This window comes from Streptomyces sp. NPDC047061, from assembly GCF_040643955.1.
GTDB lineage: Bacteria > Actinomycetota > Actinomycetes > Streptomycetales > Streptomycetaceae > Streptomyces.
Genome location: NZ_JBEYVI010000051.1, coordinates 48,351 through 65,283, shown reverse-complemented (window position 1 = coordinate 65,283; position 16,933 = coordinate 48,351). Strand labels below are relative to the sequence as shown.

Below are 16,933 nucleotides of genomic sequence, written 5' to 3'. Positions count from 1 at the left end.
TGGCGACAACCTGTGCGTTCACGTTTCCCCCGTCCGCCAACTCCGTGGCTGTGCCTCAAGACTGGCCGCCCACGCCCGGCGACGGGAGGTAGATCGGGCACACACCTGGAAGCAACGACGGTTGCCCGGCCACACTTGCCGCCGCGGCCGCCTTGCTCGCCGACCGGGCGGATGCTCTGGTCTTTCTCTCCGCCACTCTTCTCAACCTCGGCAACCACGACCTCTACAACCTGGTTCACCTTCTCGACGAGTCGTCCTTCCCGGATACCGAGGTCTTCGAGAACCAGATCGAGCCCGATCGCCACCTGAACGCGGTGGCCGTCGGTCTCGCCGCAGTGGTCGCAGAAGCTCCGCCAGGACCACCGTCTCGTGGGCGTCCTCATCGGTGCCGGCATGAACCACTGCCGACCGCGCTGGCGAGTGACGAGGACGACTCCGCCGAACCGACGTCACGTAAGTGACCGCCGGTGGGTCCACGATGCGGCCTCGACGGGGTCCCCGCGAGGGGGCAGCACCCGCGGTCCGTCAGGTCGTGACGCCTTCTCAGCACTCCCGGCGGCCGGAACCCCGCCGGTGTCTGGAGGGCGCGTCCTCTGACCGCGAGCGGTCAGGTGCTGGACACCGGCAGCACGTCCGGTGACAGGGCCACCGCACGGGCCGACGCCGCCGTCATCCGGCGCCGGTGATGGCGGCGGCACAAGACCTCGTAGCCGATGGTGTCCGCCTGGTTGACGTCGCCCACGACGACCTGCGCGCCCTCGACGACCATGACGCCGTCGACCGTGCGGGCGTTGTGGGTGGCGCGGGCGCCGCACCAGCACAGGGCCTCGACCTGGAGCACCTCGACCCGGTCGGCCAGCTCCACCAGCCGCTGGGAGCCGGGGAACAGCTTGGAGCGGAAGTCGGTGGTGATGCCGAACGCGTAGACGTCCAGCCCCAGGTCGTCGACCACGCGCGCGAGCTGGTCGATCTGCTCCGGCGCCAGGAACTGCGCCTCGTCGGCGATGACGTAGTCCGCGCGGCCGCCCTGGGAGAGGTGGTCAACCAGGTAGGCGTAAAGGTCCTGGCCGTCCTCGACCTCCACGGCGTCCGTGACCAGGCCGAGGCGGGAGGAGAGCTTGCCGTGGCCCGCGCGGTCGTCGCGGCTGAAGATCATGCCGACGAGACCGCGCGCCGACCGGTTGTGCTCGATCTGCAGAGCCAGCGTCGACTTCCCGCAGTCCATCGTTCCGGAGAAGAACACCAGCTCGGGCATGGGGAGTTGCGCACCTTTCGGTGAGTTGTGCGATCAGGGGTGTCAGGAGCGTACTTCGAGCAGCGGGACGAGCTGCTCGGCGGGGGTCATCGAGCCGTGGTTGCCGACCATCGCCGACTCCTTGGGCTCCCGCTCGGAGGCGATGATCAGGACGTCGTCGTGCGCGGCCGCGACGACGTCGCCGATCCGTTCGTACACCCGCTCGTCGAACCGGGCCGACGGGCCGAACCAGCCGGCCGCGATCGCCTCGTCCCGGGAGGCCACCCAGAACTGCTCGCCAAGCACCTCGCGCCAGCAGGTCAGGACGTCGTTCTGGGCACCGGGCACCGCGTAGACGTGCCGGGCCCGGCCCTCGCCGCCGAGCAGGGCGACGCCCGCCTTCAGCTCCCAGTCCTCGTCGAAGTCGATGCGGTGCTGCTCGTCGAACGGGATGTCGACCATGCCGTGGTCGGCGGTGACGTACAGGGCGCTGCGCGGCGGGAGCTGCTCGGCGAGGCGCTGGACGAGCCGGTCGACGTGCATCAGCTGGCCGCGCCAGGTGTCGGAGTCCACGCCGTAGCGGTGCCCGGCGCCGTCCAGTTCGGCGTAGTACGTGTACACCAGGGAGCGGTCTCCGGCTGCGAGTTGCTCCGCAGCCAGGTCCATGCGCTCCTCGCCGGTCAGCCGCCCGTGAAACGTTCCGCCGCTGAGCGCGACCTTGGTGAGCGGGGTGTGCTCGAAGTGCGGGGAGGACACCTGCGCGGAGTGCACCCCCGCGTCCTGGGCGAGCTGGAAGACCGTGGGGTACGGCTGCCAGGCGACCGGGTCGGTCCAGGGCTGCCAGCGCAGCTGGTTCATCAGCTCCCGGGTCTGCGGATTGCGGACCGTGTAGCCGGGCAGGCCGTGGGCGCCGGGCGGCAGGCCGGTGCCGACGGAGGCGAGGGAGGTCGCGGTGGTGGCCGGGTAGCCGGCGGTGATCGGCCGTCCGGTGCCGCCGCGCGAGCTGCCGAGCAGGGCGGTGAGGTAGGGCGCCTCGTCCGGGTGCGCCTTGATCTGCTCCCAGCCGAGCCCGTCGATCAGGAAGACGCAGTTGCGGTCGGCGGGCGTCAGCTCCGTGATCGACGCGGTCATGCCGGGTACGGCCATGCCCGCGGCCAGGGTGGGCAGCAGGTCGGCGAGGGAACCGCTGCCGTACTCGGGGAGCGGCGCGGAGTCGAGGGCGAGGGGTTCCGGATGGTCCCAGGCGGCGTACGCCATCAGCGGGTGACGTCCGCGGTCGCTTCGGAGATGGCCTGGGCGAAGGCGAGCGCCTGGCGCACCGTCTCCGGGCCGTCCCCGGCCTCGCTGACCCGCAGGCTGAGATCGTCCGCCGTGGAGTTGCCGGTGTAGCCGTGGTCGGCCTCGCAGTTGGGGTCGCCGCAGGCGGCGGGCTCCAGGTCGATGCGGGAGACGGCGCCCCAGCCGATGGTCAGCACGATCTCACGGGGCAGGGTGCCCGGCGTGTACTGCTCCGGGTTGGCCACGACCCGGCTGACCACGACCGACGAGATCCGGCCGAGCTTGACCGACTCGGTCGAGGTGGTGGCGTACGGCGTCGGGGAGGTGGTGTCGGCGGCCTGCTCGTCGGTGTGGCTGACGATGAAGCGGTTGCCGGTGAGGACGAGCACGGTCACATGCCGCCGCACCTCGTTCTGGTCGAACGTCGTCTCCTGGTGGACCAGGTACGACCGGATCGGCTCGCCACCGATGGCGGCCTCCACCGCCTCGGCCACAAGGGCCGGGTAGTAGCCGCTGCGCTCGATCGCGACGCGCAGCCCCTGGGTCGTCGTACTGGTCTTGGCCATGGCGTCCATCCTAATCCGTGGGCAAGGGGACCCGGGCCAGTCGCGCGCGGCGGCGTCCGGCGCCACCGCCGTCACGCGCGGCCGCGTCGAACACCGCCGAGGGGTGCGGGCGTTCGTCCCGGTCGGCCGGCGGTCAGTAGGCGGGCAGCGTGCGCGGGCCCAGATCGTCACGGACCGGCGGTGGCGCGAGACGGACGGTGGCCCCCAGGACGCTCACGCCCTGCCGGGCGACCACGACCGGTTCCAGGGTGACCGCGACGACCTCGGGGTGATCGTCGACCAGCCGGGAGACCCTGAGCAGCAGCTCCTCCAGGGCGGGCGTGTCGACGGGCGCCGAACCGCGCCAGCCGAACAGCAGGGGCGCGGTCCGGATCGAACGCACCAGTGAGGTGGCGTCCCGGTCGGTGACCGGAACCAGCCGGTGCGCCATGTCCCCGAGCAGCTGCGAGGCGGCCCCCGCGAGGCCGAAGGACACCACGGCCCCGGCGGCCGGGTCGATCACGGCCCGTACGACGGTGTCCACGCCCCGGGGCGCCATCCGCTGCACCACCGGCCGCAGCTCCTCGGGCGTCCCGTACAGCTCGCTCAACTCGTCGTACGCCCGGCGCAGTTGCTCCTCGTCGGCCAGGTCGAGCCGCACTCCGCCCAGGTCGGCGCGGTGGCGCAGATGGGGAGCGGTGGCCTTGAGGGCGACGGGGTAGCCGAGGGCACGGGCGGCTGCGACGGCGGCGTCGGGGGTGGGGGCGGGCAGCGCGCGGTGCACGTCGATGCCGTACCTGCCGAGGAGCCGGCAGGTCTCCTCGACCCCGATGGTGAGCCCCTCCCCGCGTTCGAGCAGCGCGCCGATCAGCCGGGCGGCGTTCCTCTCGTCGATGTCGTCGAACTCGGGCACCTTCCCGGGATCGGCGGCCTCGCGCCGCCACTGCCCGTACTTCACCGCTTCGGCAAGCGCCCGCACGGCCCGCTCGGCGGCGGGGTAGGCGGGGATGAGACGGGAGTAGGGGTGGGAGACCGGAAGCTTCGCGGGTACCGCGGTGCGCAGGCGTTCCGCAGGGCGGAACGGGTGGGCACCGCCACCGGTGCCGGGTACCGTCGCAGTCGCGGTAGGTGCGGTACGGCCCGCAGCCGAAAGCGCCTCCGCCAGCCCCCCGAGCTCCACGTGCACCACCAGCACCGGCTTCCCCGGAACCTCCTCGGCCGCCGACCGCAGCGCCTCCGCCAGCTCCGCGTCCCCGACCGCTCCCTCCCCGATCGTCGGAATCGCCGTCACGACCACCGCGTCGCACGACTCGTCCGCCAGCGCCTGCGCGAGCGCCCGGTGGAAGTCCCCGGCGGTGGCCCGCGTCGTCAGGTCCAGTGGCCGGGCCGGCCGCAGCCCCTCGGCCAGGCACCGGTCGTAGGTCAGCAGCCCGAGCGACTCCGAGTTGCCGAGGATCGCCACCCGTGGTCCGGCCGGCAGCGGCTGGCGTGCGAGCAGCAGCCCCGCGTCGACCAGCTCGGTGATGGTGTCGACGCGGATCACCCCGGCCTGCCGCAGCAGCGCGGACACCGTGGCGTGCGGCAGCCGCGTCGCCCGTACCGCGTGGCCCGGCGGCGCCCCCGCGCCCTGCACCACGACCAGCGGCTTCGCCGCCCCCGTCCGCCGGGCGAGGCGCGTGAACTTGCGCGGGTTGCCGATGGACTCCAGGTACATGAGGACGACGTCGGTCTCGGGGTCGTCGTACCAGTACTGGAGGACGTCGTTGCCGGAGACGTCCGCGCGGTTGCCGGAGGAGACGAAGGTGGAGACGCCCGTGGTCCCGGTGACGCCGCCGCCGCGCCGGTGCAGCCGGGACAGCAGGGCGATGCCGATGGCGCCGGACTGGGCGAACAGGCCGATGCGGCCGGGGCGGGGCATCTCGGGGGCGAGGGAGGCGTTCAGCCGGACGTCGTCCGCGGTGTTGATGATCCCGAAGGCGTTGGGGCCGATGATGCGCATGCCGTACGTGCGCGCCTGGCGGACGAGGGCGCGCTGGCGCTCCCGGCCGTCGGGGCCGCTCTCCGCGTACCCGGCGGCGAGGACGACGAGCCCCTGGACGCCGTGCTCGCCGCACTCGGTGACGACCTCGGGCACGTGCTCGGCGGGTACGGCGACCACCGCGAGGTCGACAGGGCCGTCGATGTCCCGCACCGAGCGGTGCGCGGGCACCCCGTCGATCTCCTTGAGGTCGTCCGGGAAGGCCTGGTTCACGGCATGCAGGCGGCCGGTGAAACCGGCGTCCCGGAGGTTGCCGAGGACGCTGCGGCCGACCCCGCCGGGCGCGCGGCCGACCCCGATCACGGCCACGGAGCCGGGCGCGAGCAGCCGTCGTACCGAGCGGGCCTCCGCGCGCTGCTCGCGGGCGCGCTGCACGGCGAGGGAGCGGTCCGTGGGTTCCAGGTCGAACTCCAGGCGGACGACGCCGTCCTCGAAGCTGCGCTGCTGGGTGTAGCCGGCGTCCGTGAACACCTTGATCATCTTGGAGTTGGCGGGCAGCACCTCGGCCGCGAAGCGGCGGATCCCGCGCTCGCGCGCGACGGCCGCGATGTGCTCGAGGAGGGCGGAGGCGACGCCGCGCCCCTGGTGGGCGTCCTGGACGAGGAAGGCGACCTCGGCCTCGTCGGCGGGTGCCGAGGCGGGCGTCCCGTCGGGGCCAATGCGGTCATAGCGTACGGTTGCGATGAACTCGCCGCCGATGGTGGCCGCGAGTCCCACCCTGTCCACAAAGTCGTGGTGCGTGAAGCGGTGGACGTCCTTGGCGGAGAGCCTGGGGTAGGGCGCGAAGAAGCGGTAGTACTTCGACTCGTCCGACACCTGCTCGTAGAAGCTGACCAGTCGCTCGGCGTCATCAACGGTGATGGGCCGGATGCGCGCGGTACCCCCGTCGCGCAGCACCACGTCAGCCTCCCAGTGGGACGGGTACTCGTGCCGGTCCTGCGGGTCCGCCGGGGTCTGCATGGGCCCCAGAGTACGGCTCGCGTCCGACAACGGCGCGAGGCAGTCTGTGGAGGACGGAAGTCGGGCCGAGGCCGCGGTCCGACGACACACCCGGAGGGGCTCACGTCCCCTCCGGGCATGCTTCACGATGTGGGAAACTGGTCTAGACAACCCTGAACACCGAAGGGCAGCATCACATGGCTGAGCGCCGCGTCAACGTCGGCTGGGCCGAGGGCCTCCACGCCCGCCCCGCTTCCATCTTCGTCCGAGCCGCCACGGCCGCAGGCGTCCCGGTCACGATCGCCAAGGCCGGGGGCAACCCCGTCAACGCGGCCTCCATGCTGGCTGTCCTGGGGCTGGGCGCCCAGGGTGGCGAGGAGATCGTCCTCGCCACCGAGGCCGAGGGCGCGGACGCCGCACTCGACCGCCTGGCCAAGCTGGTCGCCGAGGGTCTCGAGGAGCTCCCCGAGACCGTCTGAGCGCCCGGCGCCCGCACGTCCGGGGCCGCGCCACTCCCCCAGGGGGCGGCGCGGCCCCGCCGTTTCCCCCTGAGCCCTGGAGCCCGTACCGCGCCACCCGTCATGTGCCGCAATTCCATGACAGGCGCACATGACTTCACAACAGGGCCGCACACGGCTTTACGACGGCCCCGTCCCGGAGTTTGCGAGGCCCCGGCGCCCGGCTTTACCACGGGCGCACGAAAGAAGCGCGACGGCGAATTCCCGGCGCGCGTGAATTAGGGCAGCGAAAACAGACCCCGCCGAATAACATCTCTTTGTATACGGTGCGCGTGTTAATGCCGCAGGCCCGACATGTTTACGGGGTGTTGCGAAGTCCTCACACCGTTCGCCCGTTCGGTGGCGCCGGAGAACCGCAGCCGGTGGGAGACCGTCGAGCGCTCGGTGTGCAGCGCCGTGATCGCCCGGGCGCGCTCGGCGTCGCCGCGCGCCACCGCGTCCACGATGGCGCCGTGCTCCGTCCAGGACTCCACCGGGTTGGCGGGCGTCTCGACGCTGTACATCCAGGCGATCTTGTGCCGCAGCTGGGTGAGCGTCGAGGTCAGGGCGTGGCTGCCGGAGGCCTGCGCAAGGGTCTCGTGGAACCAGCCGCCCAGGGAGCGCAGGTCCTCGCTGTTCCCCCGCCTGGCCCGCTCCTGCCCCAGCCGCACCAGTCCGCGCAGCACCTTGAGGTGGGCCTCGGTGCGGCGCTGGGCGGCCCTGGAGGCGCCGAGCGGTTCCAGGAGCATGCGCATCTCCAGCAGGTCGGCGGCCTCCTGTTCGGTCGGTTCGGCGACGCACGCGCCCGCGTGCCGGCGCGTCACGACGAAGCCCTCGGCCTCCAGGGTGCGCAGGGCCTCACGGACGGGGACGCGCGAGACCCCGTAGCGGCGGGCCAGGAGTTCCTCGGTGAGCCGGCTGCCGCGCTCGTAGACACCCGCGACGATGTCGTCCCGGATCGCCGTGCATACCGAGTGCGCCGGAATACGCATGACCGACCTCCGCCTTAATCCCCGTGAAACGCCTCCAAGTGGCGCCCGTTCCGTGACTCTATTGCAATGAGCCGGAATTTCCGACGGCGGGCCGGAATCCAGGGATATATTTTGGACACCGGGTGCACGAAAACGACGAAAGCCCCGGCACAGGGGCCGGGGCTCCGGAAGATCTCACGGGTTGTCGTCGCCGCCCCTGAAGGGGCGCTGCGCGTGACGCCCCTGAAAGGGGCGCGGGGAACTGCGCGACCAGCCACGACGCACCCGCACCCGGCAAAGCGCGCTCGGTCCGTCGGTCTCGGCGCCGGACCCGCGTCCAGCTCCCTCAGACGTTCACGCCGTGCTTGCGGAGGTAGGCGACCGGGTCGACGTCGGAGCCGTAGTCCGGGGTGGTGCGGGCCTCGAAGTGAAGGTGCGGGCCGGTGGTGTTGCCGGTCGAACCGGAGAGGCCGATCTGCTGGCCGGGGGTGACCTTCTGGCCCACCGAGACGCCGATGGAGGAGAGGTGGCCGTACTGGGTGTACATGCCGTCGGCCATCTTGATGACGATCTCGTTGCCGTACGCCCCGCCCCAGCCGGTGGAGACGACCGTGCCGGTGCCGACGGCGTGCACGACCGTGCCGCCGGCGGCGTGGAAGTCGATGCCCGTGTGGGCGCCGGAGGACCACAGGGAGCCGCCGGTCTTGTAGCCGGTGGAGACGTAGGAGTCGCTGATCGGCGCGACGAAGGTGTTGAGGCGCTTGCGCTCGGCCGCGCGGGCCGCCCGCACCTCGGCCTCGTGCTCCTTCTTGGCCTCGGCGGCGGCCTCCTTGCGGGCGGCCTCCTCGGCGGCCTTGCGGTCGGCGGCGGCCTGCTGCGCCGCGGCCTGGGCGTCGATCTGCTCGACGACCGAGTCGCTGAGCGTGATGACCGGGGTGAGGCCGGTCTGCTCGACGGAGTTCTCGGCGGCGAGCGCCGGGGCGGCGGAGACGGTGCCGATGACACCGGTGGTGGTGAGGGCCGCGATACCGGCGGCCTGCGCGGTGGTGCGCTTCACCCGGCCGGGACGACGGTGCTTCCCGGAGGCGCACATGAACGCCATGTAGAGGCTGGTCCTTTCCTTCCCTCTCGCCTACCGGGTTAGCTGACGGGTTCGGAGCAGGAAGGTCTCCTACGGGCCCCCTCGCGACACGCGCGGGCGCCCGATTCACCCCAGGGACTGCGTGGGTCCCCGGCTCCCCTGGCTCGCGCCATGCGGGGACTCGGCGATGACTGTCCGGTGCCGCGGATGCGGCGCGGTGCCTGACGGACAGCCCGGAAGAACCTACGAGGCCGCTCTCCCCCCGCCCAAACGGAACGCGGTTTTTGTAGCGCATCCCACAGGGCAGACAGGCAACCTCCACCTCAATTCGGACATGCGAGAGCCCTGATGACCCGGCGGTCACCAGGGCTCTTCAGCCGCCTGTTCCCTACTCCGCGGCGACGACCGTGACTTCGCCGATGCCGAGGGCCTCGACGGGCTCCTTGATCTGCGCCGCGTCCCCGACGAGGACGGTCACCAGGCGGTCCACCGGGAAGGCGTTCACGACCGCCGCGGTGGCCTCCACGGTGCCGGTGGCGGCCAGTTGCCGGTACAGCGTGGCCTGGAAGTCGTCGGGCAGGTACTGCTCGACCTGGTCGGCCAGGGTGCCCGCGACGGCCGCCGCCGTCTCGTACTTGAGCGGCGCCACCCCGACGAGGTTCTGCACGGCCACGTCGCGCTCGGCGTCCGTGAGGCCGTCGGCGGCGAGCGTGCGCAGCACCGTCCACAGGTCCGACAGGGCCGGGCCGGTGTTCGGGGTGTCCACGGAGCCGCTGATGGCGAGCATCGAGACACCGGTGCCGTCCGGGGCGGACCGCAGGACCTGCCCGAAGGAGCGGACGCCGTAGGTGTAGCCCTTCTCCTCGCGCAGGACGCGGTCCAGGCGGGAGGTGAGGGTGCCGCCCAGGCAGTAGGTGCCGAGCACCTGGGCGGGCCAGACACGGTCGTGCCGGTCGGAACCGACGCGGCCGATGAGCAACTGGGTCTGGACGGCGCCCGGGCGGTCCACGATGACGACCCGGCCGGTGTCGTCGGCGGTCACGGACGGGACCGGGCGGGGCTGCCCGGTGGCGGCCCGCCAGGCGCCCAGGGTCTCGCCGAGCAGCTCGTCCAGGTCGATGCCGGTCAGGTCGCCGACGACGACCGCGGTGGCCGTGGCCGGGCGCACGTGCCGGTCGTAGAAGGCGCGGACGGCGGCCGCGTCGATCTTCTCGACGGTGTCCTCGGTGCCCTGGCGCGGGCGGGAGATCCGCGCGGTGGCCGGGAAGAGCTCCTTGTAGAGCTGCTTGGCGGCCCGGCGGCTGGGGTTGGCCAGCTCGTGCGGGATCTCGTCGAGGCGGTTGCGGACCAGCCGCTCGACCTCGCTGTCGGCGAAGGCGGGCGCCCTGAGCGCGTCGGACAGCAGCCCGAGGCCCTTGGCGAGCCGGGAGGCCGGGACCTCCAGGCTGATCCGGACGCCGGGGTGGTCGGCGTGCGCGTCGAGGGTGGCGCCGGCCCGCTCCAGCTCGGCGGCGTACTCCTCGGCGGAGTGCTTGTCGGTGCCCTCGGAGAAGGCGCGCGCCATGATGGTGGCGACGCCGTCCAGGCCGGCCGGCTCGGCGTCCAGGGGCGCGTCCAGGAGCACCTCGACGGCGACGACCTGCTGGCCCGGGCGGTGGCAGCGCAGCACGGTCAGGCCGTTGTCCAGGGTGCCGCGCTCCGGGGCGGGGAAGGCCCAGGGCTTGGCCTCGCCCGGCTGTGGCTGGGGGTGGAAGTCCATGGTGGCGAGCTCGGTCACTTGGCCGTCTCCTCGTTCTCGTTGCCGGCCTCTACGGTGGCTTCCTGCTCGGGGTCCTCGCCGCGGCCCGCCTCCTGGGTGTGCTCGGCGGACTCCGCGGACAGCGGCTCGTAGACGAGCACCGCGCGGTTGTCGGGACGCAGCCGGGCCTTGGCCACCTCCTGGACCTCCTCGGCGGTGACCGTCAGGACGCGCTGGACGGCGGTCAGGGCGAGCTGCGGGTCGCCGAACAGGACGGCGAAGCGGCACAGTTCGTCCGCGCGGCCCGCGACGGTGCCCAGCCGGTCCAGCCACTCGCGCTCCAACTGGGCCTGGGCGCGCTCCATTTCCTCGGGCGTCGGGCCCTCCTCGGCGAACCGGGCGAGCTCCTCGTCGATGGCGGTCTCGATGACCGGCACCTCGACGTCACCGGAGGTCTTCACGTCGAGCCAGCCCAGGGAGGGCGCCCCGGCCAGCCGCAGCAGGCCGAAGCCGGCGGCGACGGCCGTACGGTCGCGACGTACCAGGCGGTTGTAGAGGCGGGAGGACTCGCCGCCGCCGAGGACGGTGAGCGCCAGGTCGGCCGCGTCGGACACGCGCGTGCCGTCCTCCGGGAGCCGGTAGGCGGCCATCAGCGCCCGCGCCGGGACCTCCTCCACGACGACCTCGCGCAGCTGCCCGCCCATGATGTCGGGCAGCGAGCCGTCGCGCGGAGTCGGCTTGCCGTCGTGCGCCGGGATGGAGCCGAAGTACCTCTCGACCCAGGCGAGGGTCTGCTCCGGGTCGATGTCGCCGACGACCGACAGGACCGCGTTGTTGGGCGCGTAGTAGGTGCGGAAGAACGCGCGCGCGTCCTCCAGGGTGGCCGCGTCCAGGTCCGCCATCGAGCCGATCGGCGTGTGGTGGTAGGGGTGGCCCTCCGGGTAGGCGAGCGCGGTCAGTTTCTCGAACGCGGTGCCGTAGGGCACGTTGTCGTAGCGCTGGCGGCGCTCGTTCTTGACGACGTCCCGCTGGTTCTCCATCGACTCGTCGTCCAGGGCGGCGAGCAGGGAGCCCATCCGGTCGGCCTCCAGCCAGAGGGCGAGCTCCAGCTGGTGGGCGGGCATGGTTTCGAAGTAGTTGGTGCGCTCGAAGCTGGTGGTGCCGTTGAGCGAGCCGCCCGCGCCCTGGACGAGCTCGAAGTGGCCGTTGCCCTTCACCTGGGCGGAGCCCTGGAACATCAGGTGCTCGAAAAGGTGAGCCAGACCGGTACGGCCCTTGACTTCGTGCCGGGAACCGACGTCGTACCAGAGGCAGACCGCCGCGACCGGGGTCAGGTGGTCTTCGGAGAGCACCACGCGCAGACCGTTGGCCAAGCGGTGCTCGGTCGCTGCCAGGCCTCCGGAGCCTGTCTCGGCCGTGGTCGTGTGACCCATGGGCATGTACGTCCCTTCGCTCGCGGAAGCGGTCTCGAACCGCGGTTCTTCTGCCGGTCCTGCCACTGTATGCAAGCGTGCGGGGACCCGGCGAAGTTCCCGCACGACGTACGCCCAGAGCGGATCGTCCGGGCGGATCGCGTAGCCTGCGTCCCACCCGCCCTGTGACGGCTTCCGGCACCGGGGCGGGCCCGCGGAGACCGGGTCCTGGCCCGGGTTGTCAGTACCGCAGTCCACAATGGTCCGCGTCAGATCCGTTCACGCATGAGCAAGGAGCCGGCAGCGATGGCCCGCCGCAGCACGAAGACCCCGCCGCCCGACGACTCGTTCGAGGAGAGAATCCTCGACATCGACGTCGTGGACGAGATGCGCGGCTCCTACCTCGAGTACGCGTACTCGGTCATCTACTCGCGCGCCCTGCCGGACGCCCGCGACGGCCTCAAGCCGGTGCACCGGCGGATCGTCTACCAGATGAACGAGATGGGCGTGCGCCCCGACCGCGCCTACGTGAAGTGCGCGCGCGTGGTCGGCGAGGTGATGGGCAAGCTGCACCCGCACGGCGACGCGTCGATCTACGACGCGCTGGTGCGCATGGCCCAGCCGTTCTCGATGCGCGTCCCGCTGGTCGACGGCCACGGCAACTTCGGTTCGCTGGGCAACGACGACCCGCCGGCCGCCATGCGGTACACCGAGTGCCGGATGGCCGAGGCGACGAGCCTGATGACCGAGTCGATCGACGAGGACACGGTCGACTTCGCGCCCAACTACGACGGCCAGGAGCAGGAGCCGGTGGCGCTGCCGGCCGCGTTCCCGAACCTGCTGGTGAACGGCTCGTCGGGCATCGCCGTCGGCATGGCGACGAACATGCCGCCGCACAACCTCGGCGAGGTGATCTCGGCCGCGCGCCACCTGATCCGCTACCCGAACGCGGACCTGGAGACGCTGATGAAGCACGTCCCGGGTCCCGACCTGCCCACCGGCGGCCGGATCGTCGGCCTGGAGGGCGTCCGGGACGCGTACGAGACGGGCCGCGGCACCTTCAAGATCCGGGCCACGGTGGCGGTGGAGACGGTGACGGCCCGCCGCAAGGGCCTGGTCATCACCGAACTGCCGTTCACGGTCGGCCCCGAGAAGGTCATCGGCAAGATCAAGGACCTGGTCAACGCCAAGAAGCTGCAGGGCATCGCCGACGTCAAGGACCTCACCGACCGCGAGCACGGGCTGCGTCTGGTCGTCGAGATCAAGAACGGCTTCGTGCCCGAGGCAGTGCTGGAGCAGCTCTACAAGCTGACGCCGATGGAGGAGTCCTTCGGCATCAACAACGTGGCGCTGGTGGACGGCCAGCCGCTCACGCTGGGCCTGAAGGAGCTCCTCGAGGTCTACCTGGACCACCGGTTCGAGGTGGTCCGCCGGCGCAGCGAGTTCCGCCGCACCAAGCGCCGCGACCGGCTGCACCTGGTGGAGGGCCTGATCACGGCCCTCGTCGACATCGACGAGGTCATCCGGCTGATCCGCTCCAGCGAGAACAGCGCGGACGCCAAGCAGCGCCTGATGGAGCGCTTCTCGCTGTCGGAGATCCAGACGCAGTACATCCTGGACACCCCGCTGCGCCGTCTCACCAAGTACGACCGCATCGAGCTGGAGGCGGAGAAGGAGAAGCTCACCGCGGAGATCGCCGAGCTGACCCGGATCCTGGAGTCGGACGCGGAGCTGCGCAAGTTGGTCTCGGCCGAACTGGCCGCGGTCGCCAAGAAGTTCGGCACCGAGCGGCGCACGGTCCTGCTGGAGGCGTCCGGCGCCGTGGCGGCCGTGGTGCCGCTCCAGGTGGCCGACGACCCGTGCCGGGTGCTGCTGTCCTCGACGGGCCTGCTGGCGCGCACGACGAACGGCGAGCCGTTCCCGGCGGACACCGACGGCAGGCGCGCCAAGCACGACGTGATCGTCTCCGCGGTCCCCGCGACCGCGCGCGGCGAGGTCGGTGCGGTGACCTCGACGGGCCGCCTGCTGCGCATCAACGTCGTCGACCTCCCGCAGCTCCCCGACACGGCGACCGCCCCGAACCTCGCGGGCGGCGCGCCGCTCTCCGAGTTCCTCTCCCTGGAGGACGGCGAGTCGGTGGTCTGCCTGACCACGCTGGACGAGTCCTCGCCCGGCCTGGCGTTGGGCACCGAACAGGGCGTCGTGAAGCGCGTGGTGCCCGACTACCCGTCCAACAAGGACGAGTTGGAGGTCATCACCCTCAAGGAGGGCGACCGGATCGTCGGCGCGGTGGAACTGCGCACCGGCGAGGAGGACCTGGTCTTCATCACGGACGACGCGCAGTTGCTGCGCTACCAGGCCTCCCAGGTGCGTCCGCAGGGCCGTCCGGCGGGCGGCATGGCGGGCATCAAGCTCACGGAGGGCGCGAAGGTCATCTCCTTCACCGCGGTCGACCCGGCGGCCGACGCGGTGGTCTTCACGGTGGCCGGCTCGCGCGGCACGCTCGACGACTCGGTCCAGACGACGGCCAAGCTGACCCCGTTCGACCAGTACCCGCGCAAGGGCCGCGCCACCGGCGGCGTGCGCTGCCAGCGGTTCCTGAAGGGCGAGGACTGCCTGTCCTTCGCCTGGGCGGGCCCGGTCCCGGCGAAGGCGGCCCAGAAGGACGGCTCCCCGGCCGAGCTCCCGGAGCTCGACCCGCGCCGGGACGGCTCCGGCGTCTCGCTGCCGAAGACGGTGTCGGTGACGGCGGGCCCGGTCTAGGCCTCGTAGCCCTGCTCAGGGCCCTCGTCCAGACTCTGTACGTACCGCAGGACGCCCCACATGCCGTGCTCGTCGGCGTGTGGGGCGTCGTTCGTACACGCCTCCAGCTCCTTGTGCAGCGCGGCCGTGTCGATGCCGGAGCCGATCAGGACGAGTTGCGTGAGCCGCTCCTCCTCGCTCCCCCAGGCCTCCGGGTAGAAGCGCAGGAACCGCCCCACGGCATGCACGGCGTACCGGTTGGCCGTGTCGTACGGCCCCAGGTCGACGTACCCCTTGATCCGGTAGAGCCCCTCGGGGCGGCTGTCGAGGAAGGTCATCAGCCGACGGGGGTCCAGGGGCAGCGCGGCGGTGAAGGACAGGCTGCCGTAGGCGGTGTGCAGATGCCCCTCGTGCGTGCCGTCGTCGTGACCGTCGTGCGTGCCGTCGTCGTGACGGTCGTCGTCGTGGCGGTCGTGCAGGTCGTCGAAGGACAGCTGTCCGATGCGCTCCTCGCCGGGGCGGCAGTCGAACAGGAACCCGGGGTCGATGCGGCCGTAGGTCGCCGGGACGACGGCGGCCCCCCGGTCGCTGAGCGACCGCACGAGCCCGAGGACGCGCTCGCCGCCCTCCGCGGCCCGGTCGAGTTTGTTGACGACGACCAGGTCGGCCAGGGCGAGGTGCCGGTCGATCTCGGGGTGCTTCGCGCGCGTGCCGTCGAACTCCGCGGCGTCGACGACCTCGACGAGGCCGCCGTAGACGATTCCGGGATGCTCGCTGGCGAGCAGCATCCGGACGAGTTCCTGGGGTTCGGCGAGACCGCTCGCCTCGATGACGACGACGTCGACGCCGGTGCCAGGGCCCGCGAGCCGCTCCAGGTAGACGTCCAGTTCACTGGCGTCGACGGCGCAGCACAGGCAGCCGTTGCCGAGCGAGACGGTCGAGTCGCCGAGGGCCCCGGCCACGGCCATCGCGTCGATCTCGATGGCCCCGAAGTCGTTGACGATCGCCCCGATCCGGCTGCCTCCGCTGCGGTGCAGCAGGTGGTTGAGGAGCGTGGTCTTCCCGGACCCCAGGAATCCGGCGAGGACGACGACCGGGATCTGCCGGGGGGTGGGGCGGTGCTCCAACGGGGGCCTCTTTCGCGCGGGCGGGGGTGGCGGGCCGGTCCAGGATAGGAAACCTCCGGACCGGACAACGCGACCCGTTCCGGCTACGACGCGGTGACGGCGTCGGCCGCCCCCGGCTCCGGCCCCACATACCGGGCCACCGGTCGGATGATCTTCGAGTCCGTCGCCTGTTCCAGGATGTTGGCGCTCCAGCCGATCGCGCGGGCCGCCGCGAACGTGGGGGTGAACATCTCGCGGGGCAGGCCGCAGAGTTCCATGACCACGCCCGCGTAGAACTCGACGTTGGTGTGGAGTTCGCGGCCGGGCTTCAGCTCGGCGAGGATCCGCTCGACGTGGCGTTCGACCTCCACGGCGAACTCGACCCGCTCGCCGCCGAAGTCCTGGGCGATCTCGCGGAGCATCCGGGAACGGGGGTCCTCCGTGCGGTAGACCGCGTGCCCGAAGCCCATCACGCGGTCACCGGCGAGGACCCGCGCGCGGATCCACGGGTCGATCCGGTCGGGCGTCGCGATCGCGTCCAGGGTGTCCAGCGCACGGCTCGGCGCACCCCCGTGCAACGGCCCGGACAGGGCGCCGACGGCACCCACGAGGCAGGCCGCGACATCCGCGCCCGTCGACGCGATGACGCGTGCGGTGAACGTTGATGCATTGAATCCATGATCAATGGTGGAGATCAGGTATTGCTCGACCGCACGCGCCTGCCGGGGTTCCGGTTCCACGCCCGTCAGCATGTAGAGGTAGTCGGCCGCGTACGACAGGTCCTCGCGCGGTTCCACCGGGTCGAGCCCCTGCCCCAGCCGGTACAGCGCCGTGAGCAGGGTCGGTACGGCCGCGCAGGCGGCGACCGTGTCGGCGCGGCGCCGGTCCGCGTCGATGTCGTACACCGGCCGGAACCCCTGGGCCGCGCCGAGCAGCGAGAGGGCGGTGCGCAGGCCGGCCAGCGGGCCGGACGCGCGGCTCGCCGCGGCCACCGCGGGCAGGGCCGCCCGGACCTCGGTGGGCAGGCGCCGGAGCGCGGCGGTCTCGGCGGCGAAGGCCGCCGCGCGCTCCGGGCCCGGCAGTTCGCCGTGGACCAGGAGGTGCCAGACGTCCTCGAAGCCACGGGTGCGGGCGAGTTCGACCGCCGAATACTGGCGATAGTGGTAGAAGCCCTCGCTGCCCCGGACGTCGCCGACCTCGGTGTCCGTGACGACGACGCCGGCGAGCCCGCGCGGCACCTCGACAAGGGCCGACGCACTCCTGTTGACGGTCATGACCTGCCTCCGCTTTCCTCCTTGAACTTGATTCGACTGTCCATCATTGACGACATGGCTGTCAATGTTGATTGAATC

General features: G+C 71.9%; 13 protein-coding genes and 1 riboswitch. Of the genes, 3 read left to right on the top strand and 10 right to left on the bottom strand.

What is annotated here, in order from left to right; all coding sequences use genetic code 11:
- Positions 1–152 precede the first annotated feature (152 nt).
- Positions 153–461 carry a hypothetical protein gene (locus ABZ887_RS44280; protein WP_361303783.1) on the top strand — a complete coding sequence of 103 codons (309 nt, stop codon included), beginning with the start codon at positions 153–155 and terminating at the stop codon, positions 459–461.
- Between the two features lie 146 nt (positions 462–607).
- Here ABZ887_RS44280 and ABZ887_RS44275 read toward each other — a convergent pair whose 3' ends face one another.
- The 4 genes from ABZ887_RS44275 to ABZ887_RS44260 all read right to left on the bottom strand — a co-directional run bounded on the left by ABZ887_RS44275 (position 608) and on the right by ABZ887_RS44260 (position 6,055).
- The gene (locus ABZ887_RS44275) at positions 608–1,255 is read right to left on the bottom strand and encodes a thymidine kinase (protein WP_361303780.1); all 648 of its coding nucleotides are present in this window, start codon (positions 1,253–1,255) and stop codon (positions 608–610) included.
- 42 nt (positions 1,256–1,297) lie between these two features.
- Entirely contained in the window at positions 1,298–2,494 is a 1,197-nt protein-coding gene (locus tag ABZ887_RS44270; RefSeq protein WP_361303830.1) for a nucleotide pyrophosphatase/phosphodiesterase family protein, read from the bottom strand.
- Positions 2,491–3,078 carry a DUF5998 family protein gene (locus ABZ887_RS44265; RefSeq protein ID WP_361303777.1) on the bottom strand — a complete coding sequence of 196 codons (588 nt, stop codon included), beginning with the start codon at positions 3,076–3,078 and terminating at the stop codon, positions 2,491–2,493. Before ABZ887_RS44265 ends, ABZ887_RS44270 begins: the two co-directional genes overlap by 4 nt.
- A 133-nt stretch (positions 3,079–3,211) precedes the next feature.
- Positions 3,212–6,055: a GNAT family N-acetyltransferase gene (locus tag ABZ887_RS44260; protein ID WP_361303774.1), complete on the bottom strand. Its 2,844-nt coding sequence runs from the start codon at positions 6,053–6,055 to the stop codon at positions 3,212–3,214.
- 176 nt (positions 6,056–6,231) lie between these two features.
- Between ABZ887_RS44260 and ABZ887_RS44255 the strand changes: the two genes are divergently transcribed.
- Entirely contained in the window at positions 6,232–6,513 is a 282-nt protein-coding gene (locus ABZ887_RS44255; protein WP_361303771.1) for an HPr family phosphocarrier protein, read from the top strand.
- A gap of 314 nt (positions 6,514–6,827) precedes the next feature.
- Here the strand turns inward: ABZ887_RS44255 and ABZ887_RS44250 are convergent, their stop codons facing one another.
- From ABZ887_RS44250 to ABZ887_RS44235, 4 genes are all read right to left on the bottom strand, one after another.
- Positions 6,828–7,523: a GntR family transcriptional regulator gene (locus ABZ887_RS44250; protein WP_361303768.1), complete on the bottom strand. Its 696-nt coding sequence runs from the start codon at positions 7,521–7,523 to the stop codon at positions 6,828–6,830.
- A gap of 325 nt (positions 7,524–7,848) precedes the next feature.
- The gene (locus tag ABZ887_RS44245; RefSeq protein WP_361303765.1) at positions 7,849–8,604 is read right to left on the bottom strand and encodes a M23 family metallopeptidase; all 756 of its coding nucleotides are present in this window, start codon (positions 8,602–8,604) and stop codon (positions 7,849–7,851) included.
- A gap of 12 nt (positions 8,605–8,616) precedes the next feature.
- Positions 8,617–8,780: riboswitch (cyclic di-AMP (ydaO/yuaA leader) on the bottom strand.
- Positions 8,781–8,971: 191 nt separating this feature from the next.
- On the bottom strand, positions 8,972–10,360 hold the full coding sequence (locus ABZ887_RS44240) for a pitrilysin family protein (RefSeq protein WP_361303762.1): 1,389 nt from the start codon (positions 10,358–10,360) through the stop codon (positions 8,972–8,974).
- Positions 10,357–11,760 carry a pitrilysin family protein gene (locus ABZ887_RS44235; protein WP_361303759.1) on the bottom strand — a complete coding sequence of 468 codons (1,404 nt, stop codon included), beginning with the start codon at positions 11,758–11,760 and terminating at the stop codon, positions 10,357–10,359. The genes ABZ887_RS44240 and ABZ887_RS44235 overlap by 4 nt, the downstream gene beginning before the upstream one ends.
- 279 nt (positions 11,761–12,039) lie before the next feature.
- Here ABZ887_RS44235 and ABZ887_RS44230 point away from each other — a divergent pair, with 279 nt between their 5' ends.
- On the top strand, positions 12,040–14,496 hold the full coding sequence (locus tag ABZ887_RS44230; RefSeq protein ID WP_361303756.1) for a DNA topoisomerase IV subunit A: 2,457 nt from the start codon (positions 12,040–12,042) through the stop codon (positions 14,494–14,496).
- On the opposite strand, the gene ABZ887_RS44225 is transcribed toward ABZ887_RS44230, so the two are convergent.
- Both ABZ887_RS44225 and ABZ887_RS44220 read right to left on the bottom strand, forming a co-directional pair.
- Positions 14,493–15,602, bottom strand: coding sequence for a GTP-binding protein (locus tag ABZ887_RS44225; protein ID WP_361303753.1), 1,110 nt, complete (start codon positions 15,600–15,602; stop codon positions 14,493–14,495). The genes ABZ887_RS44230 and ABZ887_RS44225 overlap by 4 nt on opposite strands.
- Before the next feature lie 83 nt (positions 15,603–15,685).
- Positions 15,686–16,855 carry a citrate synthase gene (locus ABZ887_RS44220; RefSeq protein ID WP_361303750.1) on the bottom strand — a complete coding sequence of 390 codons (1,170 nt, stop codon included), beginning with the start codon at positions 16,853–16,855 and terminating at the stop codon, positions 15,686–15,688.
- Positions 16,856–16,933: the final 78 nt, after the last annotated feature.